This window comes from Tenacibaculum sp. Mcav3-52, assembly GCF_022347665.1.
Lineage (GTDB): Bacteria > Bacteroidota > Bacteroidia > Flavobacteriales > Flavobacteriaceae > Polaribacter > Polaribacter mesophilus.
In genome coordinates this window covers 311,661-332,586 of sequence record NZ_JAKRGE010000002.1, presented here as the reverse complement: position 1 = coordinate 332,586, position 20,926 = coordinate 311,661, and the positions used below count along the sequence as shown (strand labels likewise).

Annotated in this window: 20 protein-coding genes and 1 other RNA gene; 13 read left to right on the top strand and 8 right to left on the bottom strand. The window is 29.7% G+C overall.

Annotated features, from left to right (window positions below; all coding sequences use genetic code 11):
• Positions 1–9 precede the first annotated feature (9 nt).
• The 7 genes from MHM83_RS07525 to MHM83_RS07495 all read left to right on the top strand — a co-directional run bounded on the left by MHM83_RS07525 (position 10) and on the right by MHM83_RS07495 (position 9,264).
• The gene (locus tag MHM83_RS07525) at positions 10–450 is read left to right on the top strand and encodes a hypothetical protein (RefSeq protein ID WP_239179056.1); all 441 of its coding nucleotides are present in this window, start codon (positions 10–12) and stop codon (positions 448–450) included.
• A gap of 944 nt (positions 451–1,394) precedes the next feature.
• A complete protein-coding gene (locus tag MHM83_RS07520; RefSeq protein WP_239179053.1) occupies positions 1,395–2,354 on the top strand; it encodes a hypothetical protein in 960 nt (319 codons plus the stop codon).
• Positions 2,355–2,500: 146 nt separating this feature from the next.
• Positions 2,501–4,192: an AAA family ATPase gene (locus tag MHM83_RS07515; RefSeq protein WP_239179051.1), complete on the top strand. Its 1,692-nt coding sequence runs from the start codon at positions 2,501–2,503 to the stop codon at positions 4,190–4,192.
• Positions 4,185–5,225, top strand: a complete 1,041-nt coding sequence (locus MHM83_RS07510; protein ID WP_239179049.1) for an HNH endonuclease — start codon at positions 4,185–4,187, stop codon at positions 5,223–5,225. The genes MHM83_RS07515 and MHM83_RS07510 overlap by 8 nt, the downstream gene beginning before the upstream one ends.
• 6 nt (positions 5,226–5,231) lie before the next feature.
• On the top strand, positions 5,232–5,603 hold the full coding sequence (locus MHM83_RS07505; protein WP_239179047.1) for a DUF6979 family protein: 372 nt from the start codon (positions 5,232–5,234) through the stop codon (positions 5,601–5,603).
• Between the two features lie 5 nt (positions 5,604–5,608).
• Entirely contained in the window at positions 5,609–8,020 is a 2,412-nt protein-coding gene (locus tag MHM83_RS07500) for an McrB family protein (RefSeq protein ID WP_239179045.1), read from the top strand.
• Between the two features lie 5 nt (positions 8,021–8,025).
• Entirely contained in the window at positions 8,026–9,264 is a 1,239-nt protein-coding gene (locus MHM83_RS07495; RefSeq protein WP_239179043.1) for an McrC family protein, read from the top strand.
• Positions 9,265–9,344: 80 nt separating this feature from the next.
• Here MHM83_RS07495 and ssrA read toward each other — a convergent pair.
• Positions 9,345–9,740, bottom strand: a transfer-messenger RNA (tmRNA) gene (gene ssrA / locus MHM83_RS07490).
• A gap of 230 nt (positions 9,741–9,970) precedes the next feature.
• On the opposite strand from ssrA, the gene MHM83_RS07485 reads away from it, so the two are divergent.
• Both MHM83_RS07485 and MHM83_RS07480 read left to right on the top strand, forming a co-directional pair.
• Entirely contained in the window at positions 9,971–11,179 is a 1,209-nt protein-coding gene (locus MHM83_RS07485; protein ID WP_239179041.1) for an NAD(P)-dependent oxidoreductase, read from the top strand.
• A gap of 39 nt (positions 11,180–11,218) precedes the next feature.
• Positions 11,219–11,434 carry a DUF3820 family protein gene (locus MHM83_RS07480; protein ID WP_047789880.1) on the top strand — a complete coding sequence of 72 codons (216 nt, stop codon included), beginning with the start codon at positions 11,219–11,221 and terminating at the stop codon, positions 11,432–11,434.
• Here the strand turns inward: MHM83_RS07480 and MHM83_RS07475 are convergent.
• The 4 genes from MHM83_RS07475 to MHM83_RS07460 are packed head-to-tail and all read right to left on the bottom strand — an operon-like array spanning position 11,414 to position 14,235.
• Entirely contained in the window at positions 11,414–11,794 is a 381-nt protein-coding gene (locus tag MHM83_RS07475; protein WP_239179039.1) for a ribosomal maturation YjgA family protein, read from the bottom strand. The two genes, MHM83_RS07480 and MHM83_RS07475, sit on opposite strands and share 21 nt — an antisense overlap.
• Before the next feature lie 59 nt (positions 11,795–11,853).
• Positions 11,854–13,239, bottom strand: coding sequence for a cell envelope integrity protein CreD (gene creD, locus MHM83_RS07470; RefSeq protein WP_239179037.1), 1,386 nt, complete (start codon positions 13,237–13,239; stop codon positions 11,854–11,856).
• A 58-nt stretch (positions 13,240–13,297) separates the two neighbouring features.
• A complete protein-coding gene (locus tag MHM83_RS07465; protein ID WP_047789877.1) occupies positions 13,298–13,594 on the bottom strand; it encodes a winged helix-turn-helix domain-containing protein in 297 nt (98 codons plus the stop codon).
• Positions 13,595–13,626: 32 nt separating this feature from the next.
• Positions 13,627–14,235 (bottom strand): hypothetical protein, encoded by a 609-nt coding sequence (locus tag MHM83_RS07460; protein WP_047789876.1) that lies wholly within the window; start codon positions 14,233–14,235, stop codon positions 13,627–13,629.
• 78 nt (positions 14,236–14,313) lie between these two features.
• Here MHM83_RS07460 and MHM83_RS07455 point away from each other — a divergent pair, with 78 nt between their 5' ends.
• Positions 14,314–14,685, top strand: coding sequence for a DUF1801 domain-containing protein (locus MHM83_RS07455; protein WP_239179035.1), 372 nt, complete (start codon positions 14,314–14,316; stop codon positions 14,683–14,685).
• A 94-nt stretch (positions 14,686–14,779) separates the two neighbouring features.
• On the opposite strand, the gene MHM83_RS07450 is transcribed toward MHM83_RS07455, so the two are convergent.
• From MHM83_RS07450 to kdsA, 3 genes are all read right to left on the bottom strand, one after another.
• A complete protein-coding gene (locus MHM83_RS07450) occupies positions 14,780–15,676 on the bottom strand; it encodes a hypothetical protein (RefSeq protein ID WP_159490006.1) in 897 nt (298 codons plus the stop codon).
• 90 nt (positions 15,677–15,766) lie between these two features.
• Positions 15,767–16,717: a transglutaminase domain-containing protein gene (locus MHM83_RS07445; protein WP_239179033.1), complete on the bottom strand. Its 951-nt coding sequence runs from the start codon at positions 16,715–16,717 to the stop codon at positions 15,767–15,769.
• Between the two features lie 39 nt (positions 16,718–16,756).
• A complete protein-coding gene (kdsA, locus tag MHM83_RS07440; protein WP_159613108.1) occupies positions 16,757–17,575 on the bottom strand; it encodes a 3-deoxy-8-phosphooctulonate synthase in 819 nt (272 codons plus the stop codon).
• 67 nt (positions 17,576–17,642) lie between these two features.
• On the opposite strand from kdsA, the gene MHM83_RS07435 reads away from it, so the two are divergent.
• From MHM83_RS07435 to MHM83_RS07425, 3 genes are all read left to right on the top strand, one after another.
• Positions 17,643–18,641 carry a M28 family peptidase gene (locus tag MHM83_RS07435; protein ID WP_239179031.1) on the top strand — a complete coding sequence of 333 codons (999 nt, stop codon included), beginning with the start codon at positions 17,643–17,645 and terminating at the stop codon, positions 18,639–18,641.
• 171 nt (positions 18,642–18,812) lie between these two features.
• Positions 18,813–20,297, top strand: coding sequence for a S8 family peptidase (locus tag MHM83_RS07430; protein WP_239179029.1), 1,485 nt, complete (start codon positions 18,813–18,815; stop codon positions 20,295–20,297).
• Positions 20,298–20,399: 102 nt separating this feature from the next.
• Positions 20,400–20,915: a DUF4136 domain-containing protein gene (locus MHM83_RS07425; protein WP_239179027.1), complete on the top strand. Its 516-nt coding sequence runs from the start codon at positions 20,400–20,402 to the stop codon at positions 20,913–20,915.
• Positions 20,916–20,926: the final 11 nt, after the last annotated feature.

The window sequence follows — 20,926 nt, the reverse complement described above, 5'->3', positions numbered from 1 at the left end:
ATAAAGAATATGAAAAAAATAATATTAGTAATATTAATGATTAACTTTCTTAATAAAGATTCTTTTAAAGAAAAGTTACATTTTGAAGCATCATTAAATAATGACGGGTTTGTAAAGGTATTATTTATAAATAAAGGGAATGAAACAATTAAGATTAGTAACCCTAAATGTAAACGTTTTTATAAATTAAGAGTTTTTAAAAGTCCTGAAAAAAATGAAATATTTCCAATAAAAATATATCATCCGAACTTGGATTGTAAGCCACAGTATGTAGAAATATCCCCTTGTGATGATTTTTTAGTAGATGGTTTATTTAATCTATATGATCTCTATAATTTAAAAAAAGAAATCAATTATAGATTAGAGATCAGTTATACTGGGTATGTTAGAATAAGTAATAAGCAAAGGAAAGTAGACCTAAAATCGGAGTTTATAATAAATACAAAATAAGATATTTGTTCCGTAAGAATATTCTCATATAAAAAATACCTAAAGATAAAGTATGTAGTAAACAGTTCTACTGTAACTATTGAGAAGATTCTTTTAGTGTGAAAGGAGAAAATAGTTAATTTTGAAACTATGAAAGTGAGGTGTTATGGGGTTGAAAAAGAAAGATTTTATAGAAATACTGTTGATTATTGACAAATCTATTTATTAACTAGTGATACGGTAATATTCAGAGGTAAACAATAGTTGAACAGTTGGTCAACATAAAGCGTAAAAAACGGATGTTGACCAACTGTTGATTTTTTGTTGAACCTGTAACCTCTCTGTTCAACACAGCAACGAAAATTTAACTATTAGTTTCTTTCTTAATTAAGTTAATTATTGCGTTTTGCGTTATTTACGCAAAATGAATAAAAAAGACATCCAATCTCACTATAAGCTACAATTACCTTTCTTTGGTATGGGTAACACTCTGTGCAAAGGTAGTATTCTTATTAGTTCATAATACTTTTTTCGTTTTCGTTTTTTTTTGCGTTAAAAACGCAAAAAAAATTAAGGGTATAAAAAGTGTTGAATTATAATGTGTTGTAGTTATTATAATGCACTTTTTGTTAATTCCGTTTTTATAAAAAAGCGCAAAACTCATGTGAAGAATAGACTTAAAAGTAAAAAGAATTGCTTAATTACCAGAAGACTCCAATTGTCAAAGGTTTAAACAACTCTTAGTGGTGTAAAAATAATGATTTTCTTTTAGATTATGGGAATTAAGTAAACCTGTTTAATTCATTACTTTATTACCAAAATAAGTTGTTATGTTATAATAAAGGGTATAGGTTTTTATCTGTCAGAAATATTAAAAATAATATCATAAATAACTTATTTTTAATAATAATTGCACATTGTTTTTTTAAAAGTAATTTTAGAGGTAATAAAAATAGCTAAAAAAAATGAGTAAATTTTTAACAGGAAAACAATTAGAAGATAAACTAACAGATATAATTTGGAATGCAAAAAAGTACATTGTTATAGTATCGCCATTTATTAAGTTAGATGATTATGTAAAAAATATCTTAGTAAAAGTAAAAACACACCACGACATTAAGTTCTACCTTGTGTTTGGCAAAAATGAAAATAGTCGTAGTCGTAGTATAAGTAAAGAAGACTTCCTGTTCTTTACTGAATTTAAAAATATAACTATTCTTTATAATAAAGACTTACACGCAAAACATTATTGCAATGAAAATGAGGGATTAATAACTTCTTTAAATCTATATGATTATTCTATGATAAATAACGTAGAATATGGAGTACATTTTACAAATAGTCTTATAAGTACTGATAAGCTTTTTCAAGAAACAGAAGTATTTACAGATAAATTGATGTATGAAAAGTCAGATGTTATTTATCTAAAAAAACCACAATATTCTAAAGGGTTTTTAGGGGTTATAAAAAAGTATCAAGATTCTAAAATTATATATGATATTTCAGAAGATTTCTTTACAAACAACGAAAATTATGAAAAAAGAATTCTTGATAGTTTTGATTTGGAGGTTGAATCTATAGTTGAAAAGAAATTTAGCGTTAAACCTACTAGGGAAATTAAAACAGCAAAAGTTCAAGAAGTAAATGTAAATTCTAATGAGAATTTAAAAGAAACAATAGAAGTTGATAAAGAATTACAATTTTCAAAAGCAGCAAATGATAATGAAGAAGAAGTAGGTTATTGTATAAGGACAGGTAAAGAAATACCTTTTAACCCTCAAAAGCCATTTTCATTAAGTGCATATCGTATGTGGGATAGATATGGAAACTACGATTATCCAGAAAATTACTGCCACAAAACAGGAAAAGAATCTTTTGGTAAAACAAGTATGGAAAACCCAATATTAAAAGGTGTTTATAAATAAAAAATAATTGTTCAAATGGTTTGACCTATATGTTTTAATAACATCAAAAGAAACTACAAAAGTAGGGAATAGTTAGAGTCATTGTAAGGAGCGAGTAGCTAAACAAAAACGAAGAAATAAATTTAAAAAAAGACAAAGGAATTATTATGAGTTTAAAAATATGTTATATATGGGTTCGAGAATTTAGAAATTTCACTAATACCGGTTTTAATTTTTCTAGCTCTGAAAAGTTTCACTACAATAATGAAAAAGGGAGGTTAACTATTGAAAAAATAAAGGAATTACCTAGCAATTTTTTTGGTGAGTCAATAACCGAAGTTACAGCTTTAATTGGTAAAAACGGTTCTGGAAAAAGTAATGCTTTAGAATTAGTTTGTAAATTGCTAAAAGGAGGAAAAACATCAATAACCGAAGACTTTTTAATCATTACGAAAGAAAATGGTCAATTTGTAGGTTATAGATCAAAAAAAGAAGGTTGGATGTTAGAGTTTGATTTTCCTTTACAACTTAGAGAGTACGACAAAAATATTGATCCTCTGAAAATAGTGTATTTTTCAAATGTTTTTGATGAGAAGGAAAATAATTTTGCTCCAGATATAGCCGATACTTCTTATAACTCAAGATATAAAACTTCTATGTTTAGATTTAATAGGAAAGAACCATCTGATTTTCAAAAACAGCTTTATTTTATTAACAGTCCTTATTTTAAAAACTTAAATATAGAAATTCCTGAAGGTATAAAAATTACTCCTAAAATATGGAATACAAATAACTCTAGCTTGATGTCAGGGATGTCTGATTTTGTAGATTTTGATTTAACTAAGTTTTCTAAATTCATAAGACAACGGTTAAAAGAAATATCTAAATATAATAAGCTTTATTATTACGTAGTCTATACTTTTTATTTAGATTCTATTAAACATTTAATGAGATATAATTATAGAACTAGTCAAAGTTTAAGTAAAAATATAGGAGAGCATAATACTATATTAAATAATTATGAAAACTTAAAGACTGAAGAGATATTCGAGGAATTAGTTTTTTGGTTAAAAAGTACAATCTCTTCAGTAAATAACTTTATAGATGTTAATTATTTTAAAGAAGTTAAATTATTAGAGCCAAAATTAGATTTTATCTTTCAGTTAAGAGAAGAAAGAAAGGAAATGGTTCTTGACCTTTCGAATGAAGGAGCTAGAAATAGATATTCTGAATCATTTATTTTTAATTATAAATATGGAATTCCTGATATAATAATAGAAAATATCAAGTTATTAGAAGATAGTTCTTTTGTAGTAAATTGGTTAGGGATTAGCTCGGGACATAAAGCTTACTTAAATATATTTTCATTGATTTATTATGAATTGAGAAAAGTTAAAAGAGAAAATTTATTGTTATGCATAGATGAAGGTGACTTATATCTGCACCCACAATGGCAAATTGAGTTTTTTGATAGGTTGGTAACTGTATTACCTCAAATTTTCAAAGGTAACATTCAAATAATTTTAACCTCGCACTCTCCATTTTTATTATCAGATCTTCCAAAGCAAAATATTACAGTTGTATCACCTAGAGAAGAAGAACAAACTTTGAATGGGAATGAGTTAGATACAGAAACATTTGCTGGTAATATATACTCTTTATATGAAGAACCGTTTTTTTTAGGTAATCAAAGAATAAGTCTTTTTGCAAAGAAAAAAATTGATCAGATTTTTGAAGAGCTGGAAAGTAAAGATAGTTCTACATTAGAATATGATGAAGAAAGCTTAAAAAGAAGAGTTGAATTAATCGGAGACGAGGTTATTAAGTTTCATTTAATGAAAAAATTGCATAATGATTAAGATACAAGAGCACTTAAATAGAGAGGATGCTGATGATTATTTAGATGCATTAGCAAATAGTATGTGGGAGCATCTCAATAAGCGTAATCTTGATAAGTCATACAATTATTACTCATTGATCAAAAAGTTAGAAAGGCTAGAGTTAAAATTAGAAGAAGAGAATTACCTTATAGATTATGCTAATAGTGATGCTGATAAATTTAGGAGACAAAAAGACTTTTTAAATTATTTGAAAGAAAACGATTGTTTTAAATTGAAGGAGTTGGTTGTTTCAAGACCAGAAAGACTATTGGAGTTAAAAACAGAAATATTAACCATTATAAATCAAGGTGATTTTTCTGAAATAGTTGGAGACAAAATCAAACAAACAGATTTTGGAAACTTACTAATTACAAATTTATTTAACTATAAAGCTTTCAGACAAACTCAATTTTGTTATCAATTATTAATTGATGCTAATATAGAAAACACAACTTGCCCTTATTGTAACGAAAACTCAATAAGAGTCATTGATATTAGTGAAGAAGAAGATGAAGAAAAAATAAATAAAGCCTATTTAGATTTAGATCATTTTTATCCTAAATCCCAACATCCTTATTTTGCATTATCTTATTACAACTTAATTCCTTGTTGCCATACTTGTAATTCCAGAGAAAAAGGAGATAAAGATTTCTGTATAGAAACTCATCAACAGCCTTTTTATGAATCTTTTAATGATAACTATAAATTTGAAATCAATTCTAAAACAGTAATAAATTCATCAACGGATTATCTAAAATTGATTAAAAACATTGATTTTAGAGATGACTTTTCAGATAGGGATTTAAAATTGAATCAACGATATCAAATTCATTTGTCAAAAGTAAATATTTTTATAAAACATTATTTAAACTACTGTAAATCAAAGTCTCCTAGAAATTTAGATTGGAAAGAAGCAGTTTTAAAAGATGTACCTATTGAGGTTCATGACATTTTATCAAAAGAGTTAGGTAAAATGTATAAAGATGTATACGAACAAATAAAAGCAGAGTAATTTAAAGTGAAAAACTATAACAAATACGGTTTAGCAGTAATAGAAGCTGCAGAAATAGGAGGGAATCCTGTTGATTCTTGGGAACAGGCTGTATCTACATATTTTACATCTGAAAGTTCAAAACAAAAAGCGTGTCCAAGAAATACTTTTTTAGGCTTATGTGAAGAGGGGTTGGTAAAGGAAGTACCAAAAGGAAATTATACCAATTCGGTTAAGAATAAAGAATACGCTTTAAAAGCTATAGAAATATTAAAAGGGCATAAGGCAACTACATTTTCACCAAAAGAATTATGGGAGAAACTAGCTTTAGGTGAAAAAAAACACAATTCTCAAATGGATGTAGTATTAGCATTATGGGAAAATGATTTAATTAAATAAATACTATGAATATTTTTTTTGGAAAAATATCCACAAAATTTGAAAAAGAACAAATAAATGAAGGGTACTACAAAGCCCCCCAAAAATCTACTTGGTTTGGTAATACGGAAAATAGAATAGGTATTGGAGACTATGCTTATATTATAGGAGGAAATAAAATTCAACTATGGAGGGCAAGAGAATGGGGTGTTCATAATGAAAAAGAATGCTTATGGTTTGATATTATCAACAATGATTTAGGAATTAAAACCAATAGATTTACTGCATTAAAGCTTTTTAAACTAACTAAGGATCTGATTATTCATACATCAAGATCAGCTAAGAATAGAGCTTTTTTTAAACTGGAGCCTCTAAAGCAAATAAATTTAGAAGAAATAAGTAATTCAGACTTTTATAAAAATGAAGATTTATATCGTAAAACGATTTTTAATTATGGTATACCATCTGATATTAGCTGGTCAGAAGACTTGAGTTTTTACTTTGATAATGGAGAGTTGAAACTATTACAAAACGATTTTACCGATAAAAACGTACAAGATAGTTTTAGAAATAATCTAAGTTATACGGGTAGAGGAGCTGTTCGAAAAGACAAATTACTAAAAGAAGTATTAAAAGTTAGAAGTATTAGAGACACCCTGAGCTTAAGTTACAATCAATATTCTTTACGTACAGTTTATGATACTTTTTTTTGTGAGTATAAAGTTGTTGAAAAATATTTTTTAGTAGGGGCTTATTGGGATGATGTTACCCCAAAAGATCAAACAGAAAGATTTGTTATCGAAGGAATATGGGAAAATGGTTCAGATGGTAAACTCCAAAGTAAAATATTAAATATTCCAGTAGGAAGTCAAATAGGGATTAAAGCGTCCTATGTGAAAGAGAAAACCAAATCTGTAATGCGTATAAAAGCAAGGGGTACGGTTAGTTTAAATTTAAATGATGGTGTTGGGTTAGAGGTAGATTGGGAAGAAAATTTTATGCCTTTTGAAGTCGATTTTCCTAATAATTATCGTAAAAGAGTTAATGAAATTAAAAAGAAAGAGCACATCGACGCCATTTGGAATCATACTTATGAAAACAATGAAATTCAGCAAATAATGAAAAGGAAAGATTACAAAACATTATTAAACCAAATTTTTTACGGTCCTCCAGGTACTGGGAAAACATTTTACTTAAAGAATAAACTTTTTGAAAAATATACGTTAAAGGAGACAACATTAACTAAAGATAAATATTTGGAAAATGAAGTTAGAAAATTATCATGGTGGCAAGTAATAACTATTGCTTTGTTAGACTTGAAAAATGCAAAAGTTCCAGATATTAGAAAACATGAATGGGTTCAAATAAAAGAACAAATGTCAAACTCAAATTCAGTAAGTAATACTATTTGGACGCAGCTTCAAAAACATACAATTGAAGATTGTGAAAATGTCAAATTTACAAACAGAAAGGCTCCACAAATCTTTAATAAAACAAAGGACTCTTATTGGGAAATATTAGAAGAAGAAGCTAATGAATTAGTTCCTGAGCTATTTGATTTGAAGGAAAAAGTTGATGAGTTTAATCCAAATCCAGATAAGATTATTGAAAACTATAAGTTTGTAACTTTTCATCAATCTTTCACTTATGAGGATTTTATTGAAGGGATAAAGCCTATCTTTCCAGAAGATGAAGATGAAACTTCTGAATTAGGATACAGTATTGAAAATGGAGTTTTTAAAGAACTTTGTTTAAGAGCAGAAAAAGATCCTACTAATAAATACGCCATTTTTATTGATGAAATTAATAGAGGAAATGTGTCTGCTATTTTTGGAGAGTTAATAACCTTAATAGAAGTAGATAAAAGAAAAGGGCAGCCAAATGAAATAGAGGTAGTATTACCATATTCTAAAAAGAGTTTTAGTGTGCCAGCTAATATTGATATTTATGGAACTATGAACACAGCGGATCGTTCTGTGGAGGCTTTAGATACTGCTTTACGCAGGCGTTTTGAGTTTAAAGAAATGATGCCTAAACCAGATGCTTTAAAAGATATTTCATTTGATTTGAATGGAACAAGTTTTACATTAGAAGAAGTACTAACTACTATGAATCGTAGAATCACTTCCTTGTTAGATAGAGATTATACTATTGGTCATTCTTATTTTGTAAATGTTAAAAGTGATGAAACGAAAGCATTAGCTGATGTTTTTAATAACAAGGTAATACCATTATTGCAAGAATATTTTTACGGTGATTATGGTAAAATAGGTTTAGTATTAGGGAATGAATTTGTTGTAAAAGATAGTGAAGAGGGTGTTGTATTTGCCAATTTTGAGTATGAAAATAAAGATGATTTACAACAAACTACATATAAACTTCTTACTAAGAATGAAGATACAATAGTTGCTGCTTTGAGTTCAATGTTAGGAAAATAAGTAGTATGAAAACTACAAAAATACAGGTATTCGAACATCAACGACTTCGTGTTGGAGAATATCATTTTGAGCAACAGCATTTAGATGCATTGTTAAAATTAAATGAATTTCATAACTGGAGTTACTTTAAACCTATTGCCAAGGGAATTCAGTTTACACAATTTGTGGGTGTAATTCAAATTAATGGTTTGTTAATTGAAATTCACCCCAAAGCAGATAAATCTGATAGTGACTTAAAATGGCAAAAAGTATTACTTCATATGTTGCAAGCATGTGGTAAGTTAAAAGCTTCTTCGTTCACTGGAGCAGCAAATGTAAAACGATCAAGTTTAAATTTACTGGAAGTATACTTTGAATTATTCTTAACAGAAATACAAAGATTACAAAAAAACGGTCTTGTTAAACAATACAGGAAGCAAACTAAAAACACTAAAGCATTAAAAGGTAAGTTGGAGTTTGCTGGGCATTTGCAAAAAAACCTTGTTCATAAAGAACATTTCTATACCACACATCAAGTTTATGATACAAACCATTTATTACATAAAGTTTTAGCAAAAGCAATTGATATTATAGGGCAATTTACAAAAGGAACTTATTTATATGATTTTTACAAGCGAGTAAACTTAAACTTTCCTGAAGTAGATAAAAAAGCTATTACTATTCAGCAATTACAAAGTATTAAGCTTTCAAGAAAAACAAAAGATTATGAATATGCTCTTGAACTGGCACGATTAATCATATTAAACTATTCGCCAGATATTTCTGGAGGTAGAGAAAAAATGTTATCATTATTATTTGACATGAATGTTTTATGGGAAACCTTTGTTCTAAAACAATTACAAAAAGAATGTAGAGGAACGACTATTGAAGTATATGGTCAAGAGTCAAAATTATTTTGGGGTTCAAATAGTTTAAGACCTGACATTGTTTTACGAACAGAAGGTAAAACCTTTATTATAGATACTAAATGGAAACGACCATCTAATTTAAAAGCCTCTGTAGAAGATTTGAGGCAAATGTATGCTTACAATCGGTTTTGGGATGCAGGAAAAGCGTTGTTATTATACCCAGGAGATTATAAAAACAATGCATTTTTTGATTACCAAACAGAAGAATATTTAAAAGATGGGAATACAATGAAACATCAATGTAAAATGGGTTTCGTTTCTGTTGTAAATGAAGTAGGTGAATTATCTAATGCTGTAGGATCACAATTGTTGAAGATTATAGGGATTAAAACATAGTTTAGAAGTTGTTTGTTTTGACACCTAAATTGACACCCGAAAATAACAAACCCTGTAAATGCATTATTTACAGGGTGTTTTTGTGGAGACGCCGAGAATCGAACTCGGGTCCAAACAAGTAGCTCAAAGGCTTTCTACATACTTAGTTTTTGCTTAATTTTCGATTAAGACCTGACCAAAAACCGCCCAATCTTAACTTATCTTCTTTAGTTTCGAAAACCTATCGAAGCCCTAAGTTTTCTATGTTTACTTTTACGATGCCCAAAAGTGAAACGCCGTAAACCAAGGCTTTTCGTGGACATTTAGCTTGCGCACCTTGTGCGCCGAGGCTCTATCTTACTATTAATTCAGATTAAGCAGCTAAAGCGTAGTTATCTTCGCCGTTTAAATGTTTGAAATAAGTTTAACGAGTTATCATTTCACTCCTCGGTATGCTTACATTTTCACTAATCTTGCTGTCAAAACCAGTCGTCCCCAATATGTCAAAGATGCTATATGTACCCGTGCAAAAAATATACCAGATAATCTTTGTGATTCTATGCAATTTCGTTTAACAGCAATATAAAACAATGCTGTTGAAACAAGAGGATGCAAATATAAAAAAATACTACTTGTACAATCATTTTAAAACAAGTATTTTCGCTGCAATTGTTATAAACTATAACATTATATGTAAAATTGTTTAATTTTAATACAAAGGTCAATTATGAAATTCGGAATTATTAAAGAACGTAAAAATCCACCAGATAGAAGAGTTGTGTTTTCTCCAGAAAAATTGCAAGAGTTTAAAGAACAGTTTCCTCAAGCAGAAATAGTCGTGGAAAGTTCTGATATCCGAGTTTTTTCTGATGAGGCTTACACAAAAGCAGGTTTTGAAGTAACCAATGATGTTTCTGATTGTGATGTGTTATTAGGAGTAAAAGAAGTTCCTGTAGACAATTTAATTCCAAATAAAAAATATTTTTTCTTTAGTCATACGATTAAAAAGCAACCATATAATCGTAAGTTGTTAAAAGCAATGCTTGATAGAAATATAGAAATGTTTGATCATGAAACCATTATTGAAGAAAATGGAGCTCGTTTAATTGGTTTTGGTCGTTATGCAGGTTTGGTAGGTGCTTATAATGGTTTTAGAGCCTTAGGCATACGTGAAGGATTGTTCAACTTACCCAAAGTAGAAACGTTACCCGATTTAGATGCTGTAAAAGTTGAATTAGATAAAATAACTTTACCAAACATCAAAATTTTACTAACAGGAACAGGAAAAGTAGCAAAAGGAGCCCAAGAAATTTTAGATCATTTACAAATTAAACAAGTAAGTGATGCTTTGTATTTAACAAGTGAGTTTACTGAGCCAGTATATTGTATAGCGGATGTAATGGAGTATGCCAAACGTAAAGATGGTAAAGTAGGAGATAAGTTTGAGTTTTATAAAGATCCAACAGGGTACGAAAGTAATTTTATGGCGTATGCGAAACAAACTGATTTCTTTATAGCAGGGCATTTTTATGGAGACGGAGCTCCGTATTTATTTACACGTGAAGATGTAAAACATCCTGAGTTTAGAATAAAGTATGTAGCAGATATTTCATGTGATATTGATGGACCAGTAGCAACAACACTTCGTGCGTCAACAATTGCAGACCCTATTTACGGTTACAACCCAGAAACAGAATCAGAAATTGACTTTAAAGACGAAAAAGCCATTACAGTAATGGCGGTTGATAATTTACCTTGTGAGTTACCAAAAGATGCAAGTGAAGGTTTTGGAGAAATGTTTTTGGAGCATGTAATTCCAGCATTTTATAATGATGATAAAGACGGAATTTTAGCTCGATCAAAAATGACAACAAATACTGGTAAATTAGCCGAACGTTATGCATATTTGCAGGATTACGTAGACGGAAAAGAATAACACTTAATAACTCCCGCTTCAGCGGGATTTTTATTTAATATGATACCAGACAAACAGTTCTTAATTGATACAGCAAACATGAGAATGCCTTTTGGTAAATACAAAGGAACGTATTTAATTGACATTCCTGAGTATTATATTGTTTGGTATAAGAATAAAGGATTTCCACAAGGGAAACTAGGCACAATGCTAGAGCTAGTTTACGAATTGAAGTTAAACGGACTAGAAGACATTTTACGAAAGATTAGAAGATAATTTGCGAGTTAAAAATTTTTCTAAAAGTAAAACAGTGACAATTCCTAAGGTATAAGCTACTAAATCACCAATACTAAAAGTAGCACCAAATACGATTACTGCTAATCGGTTATTTTCTAAACCGAGAAATTCTAGAAGAGGAGTTAACTGTAAAAATTCTAATAAATAAGCAAAAATTAGTACTGAAACTCCAGTGTTTTTATCAGAGAAGTTAAAGAAAGCTTTCACCAAATAAAAAAGTAAGATAACGACTAAAAAGTCACCAAAAGTATGTCTTATAAATCCTGAAGTTTGAGCTATTATAATTTCTAACAAAAGAAGAAATATAAAGGCAAGGAAGTATTTTATATTGAATTTCATAATCATATATTAAGCAAACTATTACATAATATAATAGTTTGCTTATTTATTGTTGTTAATTAACCGTTTTGCCAATCTATTTTTCTTGAAGCATACATCACTGAAGCAAGAATTATAAACAATCCTACACTACCTACCAAAAGAGCATAATTTTCTAGTTGAATAATTACAAAAATAAAGGCATATAATGTGGTAAGAGAAGCTCCAACAAATAAAGGAAATTTATTACTTTTTAAAATGGATTTAGAATACAAAGAAATTAGCAATACAACAGCTATCGAAGCTATTAAATAAGCTTTTAAAAAGCTACTGTGTTCAGAAATAGAAATAAGTAACGTATAAAACATGGTTAAGGCAACACCAATCATTAAATATTGAAAGGGATGAATGGAAATTTTACTCATTGTTTGAATTAGAAAGAAAATTAAGAAGGTAAGTCCAATAACCAAAAAACCATATTTAGCAGATCGTTCACTTTTTTGGTATTCATCTACAGGAATCATGAAGTTTACACCAAAAGCATATTCTTTTAAGTTAGGAATTCCAGTAAAAGATTGCTGAGAAAAAGGTCTGTTAATATCTAATATTTTCCATCTGGCATCAAAACCATTATCAGAGATTTTGTCGGAGTTAAAAGGAAGGTATTCTCCAATAAAATTAGCGGTTTTCCAGTCAGAATTTATATGAACAGTTGTTTCTTTTCCGATAGGAATAAAACGAATTTGTTTGCTACCATTGATGCTTAGTGATAGATTAAAGTTCGTGTCTGATTTTTTAGGAAGGTCTTCTTCATTTAAAAATTTACTTTCTAATTTATGAAGGTTTAAATAGTTGTAGTAGGCTTTTTCATTACTAGTATCATCTTCATATTTAGAAGTAAAAGCGTAGTTGTTTTTATTCAGTTTTATTTCAACTAAATTGTTTACTCCCTTTAAATTAGAAGTTTTAATAATTAAGCGAGCTTTGTTCCAAAGTATGTCTTTTTCATTAATATCTTTTTCACTAAAATCAGGTGTTGTAAAACTGCCATCAATATCTATTTTACTATTATATACTGCTGTTTTATAAATACCACGCTTTTTCTCTTCAGGGTTTATAGAAGATTTCACATTTAGTTTCTTCGGAAAAAAGTAGGCATACTTGATTTTTTCTTCAATCTCGGTTTGAGTTTCTTTTGTTTTTTGGTTTCTAACAAATTTCTCTTTATAAGTTTTGTACGGAACTTTTAAAATAGGACCATATAGCAAGACCTCTTTACCCCATTTTTGATTGATTTCTTGTACAACTTCTTGCTGTCGATTCATTCGCTCAACAATTAAGCTTTTAATGAAGGATAAAGGAATTAAAAGAATGAGAATTAAAAATCCAATCATTAACATTCTAGCTGTGATTGATGTTTTTACCCACTTTCCGAATTTTCCGTTTTGTTTGTTTGATATTTCCATAGTTTGTTGTTTTAAAAGAACTTTGAATTTCAAAGTTTAATAATAAAAAAATTAGTTTTTATTTATTTTTAATTAGTTTTTCTAAAGCGTCAATATGTTTTTTAAATTCTTGCTTACCAAGCTCTGTAGCATAGTATCTTGTATTGGGTTTTCTACCAATAAATTGTTTTTCTATCCTAATAAATTCAACTTTTTCTAATGCTTTGGTATGGCTTGCCAAATTACCATCTGTAGCACCTAATAATTCTTTTAATGTAGTAAATTCAGCATATTCATTAACCATAAGAACAGACATAATTCCGAGTCTGATTCTATGATCAAAAGCTTTATTTATATTTAGAATAATGTTTTTCAAAAAAGATAAATTTTAAAGTACGAAAATAGTGCTTATTTTCTATCGTGTTTAAAATACATGACAGTACCATAAACAATATGCATAACTCCAAACCCTAGAACCCAAAACCAAAAACCATAACCGGGAAGCATAGCAGCAATAAGTCCTAAAACAACTTCAGTATACCCTAAATACTTAATATCACCTACAGTATATTTTGAAGCATTAATCAATGCTAAGCCATAAAAAAGTAACATCAAAGCCCCAGTTTGTCCATATTTCTGATGTCCTAAAATAATAATGATATAGATGGCTCCAGAAACCAGAGGAATAAGGAAATTCAATAATAACCTTCTTGTGGTAGCATCCCAAATTCTTTCACCGTTTTTTTTAGCTTTTCTCGTGGTTAAAAAAATGGCGGTAGTAATGCTCAAAAAGCCAACTAACAATAAATCAAGGATGACCATTTGGAAAGTTTTTCCATCTAGTATCAAATAACCACTAGAATTAATATTGACTAACCAATATGCATAAGCTGCACCAATTAGAGCATAAATTCCTGCTAAAATACCAGACAAGCCGCTTAATGATATAAATCTTGATGATTTATTCATTAAGTTTTTAATTTCTGATATGTCTTTTAAATAATCTTCTGAACTCATTTTTAAAGAACTTTGAAAAACAAAGTAAGCTTAATTTTATGAAACATACAAATAAAAATTTGATGTATTTTTGAAAGAATGAAACCAGCCGAAGAATACATACTTAAACAGCCAGAACCATTCAAGTCTATTTTACTGCATTTACAAGTACTGATGGAAGGGAATTTTCAAAATTTAGAATTAAAATACAAATGGAAAATTCCAGTATATTATATTAATGGTAAGCAATTATGTTATATAAATGCATCCCATAAAAAAGGATTTGTTGACGTTGGATTTTGGGCAAAAGGTATTTTACAGGACTTTGATACTTTTTTAGTTTCAGAAGGAAGAGCAGTTGTAAAATCACTTCGTTATTCATCAATAGAAGAAATTAATGAAGAAATACTACTACAAGTTATAGGAGAAGTAGCAAAACACAATCATAAAGGTTTTTGGAGGAAAGATTAACTAATTGAATTTATAACGTCACTAATCTTGTTAAAGCATATCTATAAAAAAGAGCTTTTTTTAAAAGCTCTTTTTTTTATCTAATTGTGTTTGATTATAGGACATTATATGTTAGGCTTACAGAGTAAGTAGAAGATTCACCAATATTTCTACCATCTATTACTTTACCGTAACCAACTCCAATTCCTAGTTTAGGAAGAATATTTTTATAAACAGTTATACCCACACTCTTATAATCTACATCAGTTTCAGGGAAATTACCTTTAAATGAAGGGCTTCCGATATCTACTCCTTCTTCTGAGTTATAATAATCTGCCCAAGCTTCTACATAAATAAAGCTACTAGCATAACCAATTTTACCAGTAGTGGTAAAGGCATTAGGAACACCAAAGTCACCACCAGGAGTTAAATTATTATCAGCATTTCCTCTTAAGTTGTAACCTGCAAAAATGGTAGAGAAAAAACCAACGTTTGTGTTTAAGTGTAAACCAGCTTTTAAATCAAATCCGAAGCCTCCGTTACCAATAGATAATATTCCGTTTGGCTCATACCCTGTAGGAATAACGGTAGTAATACCTGTTATAATATTTAAATCTCCACTTTTAAACTGAAACTTATGCGCATTAAACTTTAAAGCTATTGAAATGTCTTGAACTTCAGAGATAGAGGTTAACCCGTTTACAGGGTCTGGTTGATTACTAGTATTTGTAGCATCAATAAAAGGAATGCTTACAATAGCTGAAAGTCGATCAGTGATACCATATTTTGCATAAAGAGAATAAATATTCTGATTAATCTTTTCATGAACAGGAGTAGCGTTTTGTTTAGTTTTACCTAGATAAAATTTTTCATACTCGCTTTTGGTAAAAGAAGTAGTAATAGATAAACTATTTTTCTTTGGAGTAAAGCCATCATATAGACCTTGACCGTAAGAGGTTATTGAAATTCCTAATAAAATAGAAAAGAATAGGAGGGTGTAAAATTTTTTCATGTAATGTTAATTTGTTTTCACCCTTTGTCGATTTTCTTTTAAATCATTACAGAGAAATTTACTTTAATAAATCAAAAAAAGAAAATATTGTTATTCAATTAAAAATTCAAGCATTACCTCTTTATCTACGATTAAAAATAGCTGTTTGCTATTATCAAGTGGAGTTGTTGTAACTGTAGTAATATTATTTTTAGTAGATATTTTATCTGGTTTTACAGCGTATCTATATCCACTATAGCCTAAGAAAATTGATTGATTAGGGTGTATGTTTTTAATTTTTAGTTCAATAGTAGCATTTTTGTTTAATCTCCCTTTTAAAGGTGAAATTAGCTCTAGGTCAGATTGTAAAAAAGAAGCATCGTAAATTGGCTGATTGTAAAAGTCTTTTTTATTCATTCTACCAATTCTTAATTGCCAGAGTGTTTTTTCAGGAAAATGTGTTCTAAAGTACTTTTCTTTAGGAATGTTATAATAATAAGAATTAAATAAAGGTTGCCATCTGTTATTATTTACAACTCCAGCTGCCCAGGTGGCATCAATATAAATCCATTTACCATTCAATTTAACAGCGTTCCAAGCATGATTGGAATTGATTTTAGGATTAGCTATATCATTTGATGAATTTCTGATGTACCCTTTTATAACTTCGTTTTCAATTTGAAGTATAGAGCATATTTTAGCAAAAGTTTGTGCATAACCTTCACAAACTGCTTTACGAGTTAATAGAGTTTGGTTAACAATATCGTCTTTTATAGCCTGTAGCTTTGCTAATTTCTCTTGCTCATTCCTGTATCTAAAAGAAATTCGTTTGTTTTTTGGACGATAAAATGCATCCAAATCATATCGTATATTATGGCTAAGCCAATAAAAAGCAGCTTGTACTTGTTGTTCGTTAGTTTTAAAATCGCTTTCTATCTGTTGAGCCAGACGTTCTACTTCATTAATTTTAGAATACCCATTTACTTTCTCTTCAATTAAAGAAAAGTCTTGTGCACTTAAGATAGAAGTAGCTAGAAAGAATAAAAAAAGAAGTTGTTTCATATATAAACTAAAAACAATTGTATGAAACAAAAACTGTGCCTATAAATTATTAATAGTTTTTCTAATGCTAACCAAGTTGGTTAACAAACTTTCTAAATAATCAAGGTGTAACATGTTAGCTCCATCACTTTTTGCATTTGCAGGATCAAAATGTGTTTCTATAAATAAACCATCTACATTATTTACTACACCAGCACGAGCAATGGTTTCAATCATATCAGGACGCCCACCAGTAACACCAGTAGATTGGTTAGGTTGTTGCAAGGAGTGGGTAACATCTAACACAGTAGGAGCGTATTGACGCATCGTAGGAATTCCGCGGAAATCAACAATCATATCTTGGTACCCAAACATCGTACCTCTATCAGTTATCCACGCTTTTTTATTTCCTGCATCATGAACTTTTTTTACAGCATGTTGCATAGCTTCAGGACTCATAAATTGTCCTTTTTTCAAATTCACAACTTTACCAGTTTTAGCAGCAGCAACTACTAAATCGGTTTGACGAACTAAGAAAGCAGGAATTTGTAATACATCTACATATTGAGCAGCTTTTTCAGCATCAGAAACTTCATGAATGTCGGTTACGGTAGGAACATTAAAAGTTTCAGAAACTTTACGTAAAATTTTTAATGCTTTTTCATCACCAATTCCTGTAAAACTATCTATTCTACTACGATTCGCTTTTTTAAAACTTCCTTTAAATACATAAGGAATTTCTAATTTATCAGTAATGGTAATTGCCTTTTCAGCAATACGCATTGCCATATCTTCTCCTTCGATGGCACAAGGACCAGCAAGTAAGAAAAAGTTGTTTGAATCAGTATGTTTTATGTTTGGAATATCAGTTAAAGCCATCCTTAAAAATTTTCAACAAAATTAAGAAATTAAATTGGCTATATTTAGGCTTTTAAATAAATAAAGAATGAAAAAAGTTTTATACCCATTAGCACTTGTAAGTGTATCAATTTTACTGTCGTGTAAGCAAACTAAAAATACTAGTAGCGAGGTTGCTATGAATACTGTTGAGGTAACTCAGAAAAAAGAAAATAAAGAAGAGTTTATTGATTCTGTTTTAGTAAGAAAACACTTATATACACTTGCTTCAGATGAAATGGAAGGTAGAAAACCAGGCACTGAGGGAATGGAAAAAGCAACTCAGTATATAGAAAATGAATACAAAAGAATTGGTTTAAAAACTTTTGATACATTAACTACGTATCGCCAAAATTTTGAATACAAAGGCATTAAAATGAGTAATATTATAGGCTTGTTAGAAGGGAAGTCTAAAAAAGATGAGTTTGTTATTGTATCTGCACATCACGATCATTTAGGGGTAAAGAAAGATGGGGAAGGAGATCGAATTTTTAATGGTGCGAATGATGATGCTTCTGGTGTTACTGGTGTATTATCATTGGCTGAATATTATGCTAAAAAAGGAAACAATGAGCGTAGTATTTTGTTTGTATGTTTTACTGCTGAAGAAATGGGGTTGGTAGGTTCTGAGTATTTTGGAAAAGGAATTGATGCTAGTAAGTTTGTAGCAGGAATTAACTTAGAGTTAATAGGGAAACAACCTAAAACAGGACCAAAAACAGCATGGTTAACTGGTTTTGATAAATCAGATTTTGGTAAAATAATTCAGAAGAATTTGGAAGGTTCAGGATATAAGTTATTTCCAGATCCATACCCTAAATTTCAATTATTCTTACGATCAGACAATGCTTCTCTAGCACGTTTAGGGGTGCCGTCTCATACATTTTCAACCACTCCGATTGATATCGATGCGGATTATCATAAAGTAACAGATGAAGCTGAAACCTTAAATATGACTGTATTAACAGAAACTGTTAAAGCAGTTGCTAGAGGAACTCAAAGTATTATTGAAGGAAAAGACACACCTACTAGAGTAAAGATGGAGTAAACATATTGAAAACTTAAAGTAAAGAAGGAGCCATGAGCTCCTTTTTTATTGGGATTAGATGTTGTGTTTTTAATAAAACGTTAATTATGTGTGTGTTAAATTATTTAAAGTGTTAAAATTGTATTAAAATTTTACTATATTCGAAAAGTTTTAATTTAAATCCCTTCGAAAATGAAAAAAATACTTTTAAGCCTAACGGTTGTTTTAACTATGATCTCATGTTCTAATAATGATGAAGCATTAGACATAAAACAAGATCAAGATTTACTTACCAAAAAAGAAATTAATTCAAAAATCAAGGAATCTTTACAAAAAACTGGAGATTTCAAATGGATGTCACAAGATGCTCATACCATATGGAGTGCAGTAAATCATGGAGAAAATATCTTAACAATTGGTTATGGTACTTCAAAAAGCAATTATGCTAGGAGTGAAGAAAGTACTAATATAAAAGATGAGTTAATAGCATTAGTAAAAAGTTTTGAATCAACTTCTGCTAAGGGAGAAACGGAATTGTATGTAAATGAAAATATTAATGTATTAGATATTAAAGTTACTAACAAGGAAACAATAAATGTCTTATTAAAAGATAGTAGAGTTCGTTATATTGAACCGGGAGGTTATAGTTTTTTAGAGTCTACTGCACAAGCTAAGTCAAGTTCTTCAGGTTCTTCAGGATGTGGCTATGGTACGGCTACTTTAAGCACCAATGACTATAGAACAGTAGCACCAGGAGCTAAATTACCATGGTCTTTTGATGCGCACAATATTTCACAAGCTTGGAATTACAGTACTGGGTCAGGAATTACTGTAGCGGTGGTTGATTCTGGTTTGTCACCAGAACAAAAATGGATGAATCAATATTTTAACGATGGATATTCATCAGGAAGAACAGTTCAAAAGTATGGGACTTTTGTAGATTCTTGGTGGGCATGGTCAAACAATTATGACGGAGTTAATGATAAGTGTGGTCATGGAACTAAGATGGCTGCTATAGCTACAGCACCAAGAAATAATGATAACTTACCTGTAGGGGTTGCTTACAATGCTAATTTGGTAACGTATAGAGCCGTTGAGAATGTAGTTATTGACGATTATCATGAAAAAAGAGGAATTGTTGAGGCGTTAACAGCTTTGGCAAATAGAAGTGATGTAAAAGTAATATCAATGTCGTTAGGATATCCGTTTAGTATTGGTAATGTTTCAGATGCAATAAAATATGCACATAGCAAAGGAAAAATGATTTTAGCTGCCGGAGGAACGTCTACTTCGTTTACTACTTGGTATGGAGTAATTTTTCCAGCAAGTATGTCTGAAACTGTTGCGGTAACAGGTGTTAAAGAAGGACAATATAGTAAGTGTGATGTATGTCATACAGGATCTCAAATTGATTTTACGGTACAAATGCAACGTACTAACGGAACGGATAATAAAATTCCTGTATTAAGTTATTACGATGGTCAAACAAATTATGTTGGAGGATCGTCTGTAGCTACAGCTACCACAGCAGGTATTGCTGCTCTAGTATGGGCAAAGCATCCGACTTGGTCTAGAGAACAAGTATTACAAAAAATGAGAGAATCGGCTGATTTTTATCCGAACAAACATTCAGAGTTTGGGTATGGAAATATTGATGCGTTAAAAGCAGTTCAATAAAAATCAACTAATTAACCTTAGAAAAAAGTCTCGTGTAAACGAGGCTTTTTGTATTTTTATAAGGTATAGTTTTTGATTAATTATATGGTAAAGAATTTATATATGAAGTATTACAAATATTTTTTTCTGTTAATTATTATTGGTTGTGCCTCTTCTAAAGTAGTATATGATTACGATAGTCAAACAGATTTCAGTCAGTATAAGACTTTTAATTTTTTTGAAGATGCAGGTAAAGGTTTAAATGAGTTAGATGTAAAAAGAGTCACTTATGAAATAACGGCTGCTTTGGAAGCCAAAGGGATGCGATTAACTGAAAACCCTGATATGTACATTAATATTTTAGCTGAGGAACGAGAATCTCTTAACAGAAATACGATAGGTGTTGGCTTAGGAAGTGGTGGAAGAAATGTTGGATTTGGAATTTCAGGAGGTATTCCTATTGAAAGTAGAAAAATAAACCAGCAATTAACCATTGATTTTGTTGAAAGTAAAGACAATCAGTTAATATGGCAAGGAATTGCTACTAGTGAAATAAGAGAAAAAGCGACTCCAGAACAAAAGAAACTACATTTTCAAAAAGTAGTTGGAAAAGTAATCAATAATTATCCGCCGAAATAAGATATTTAAAA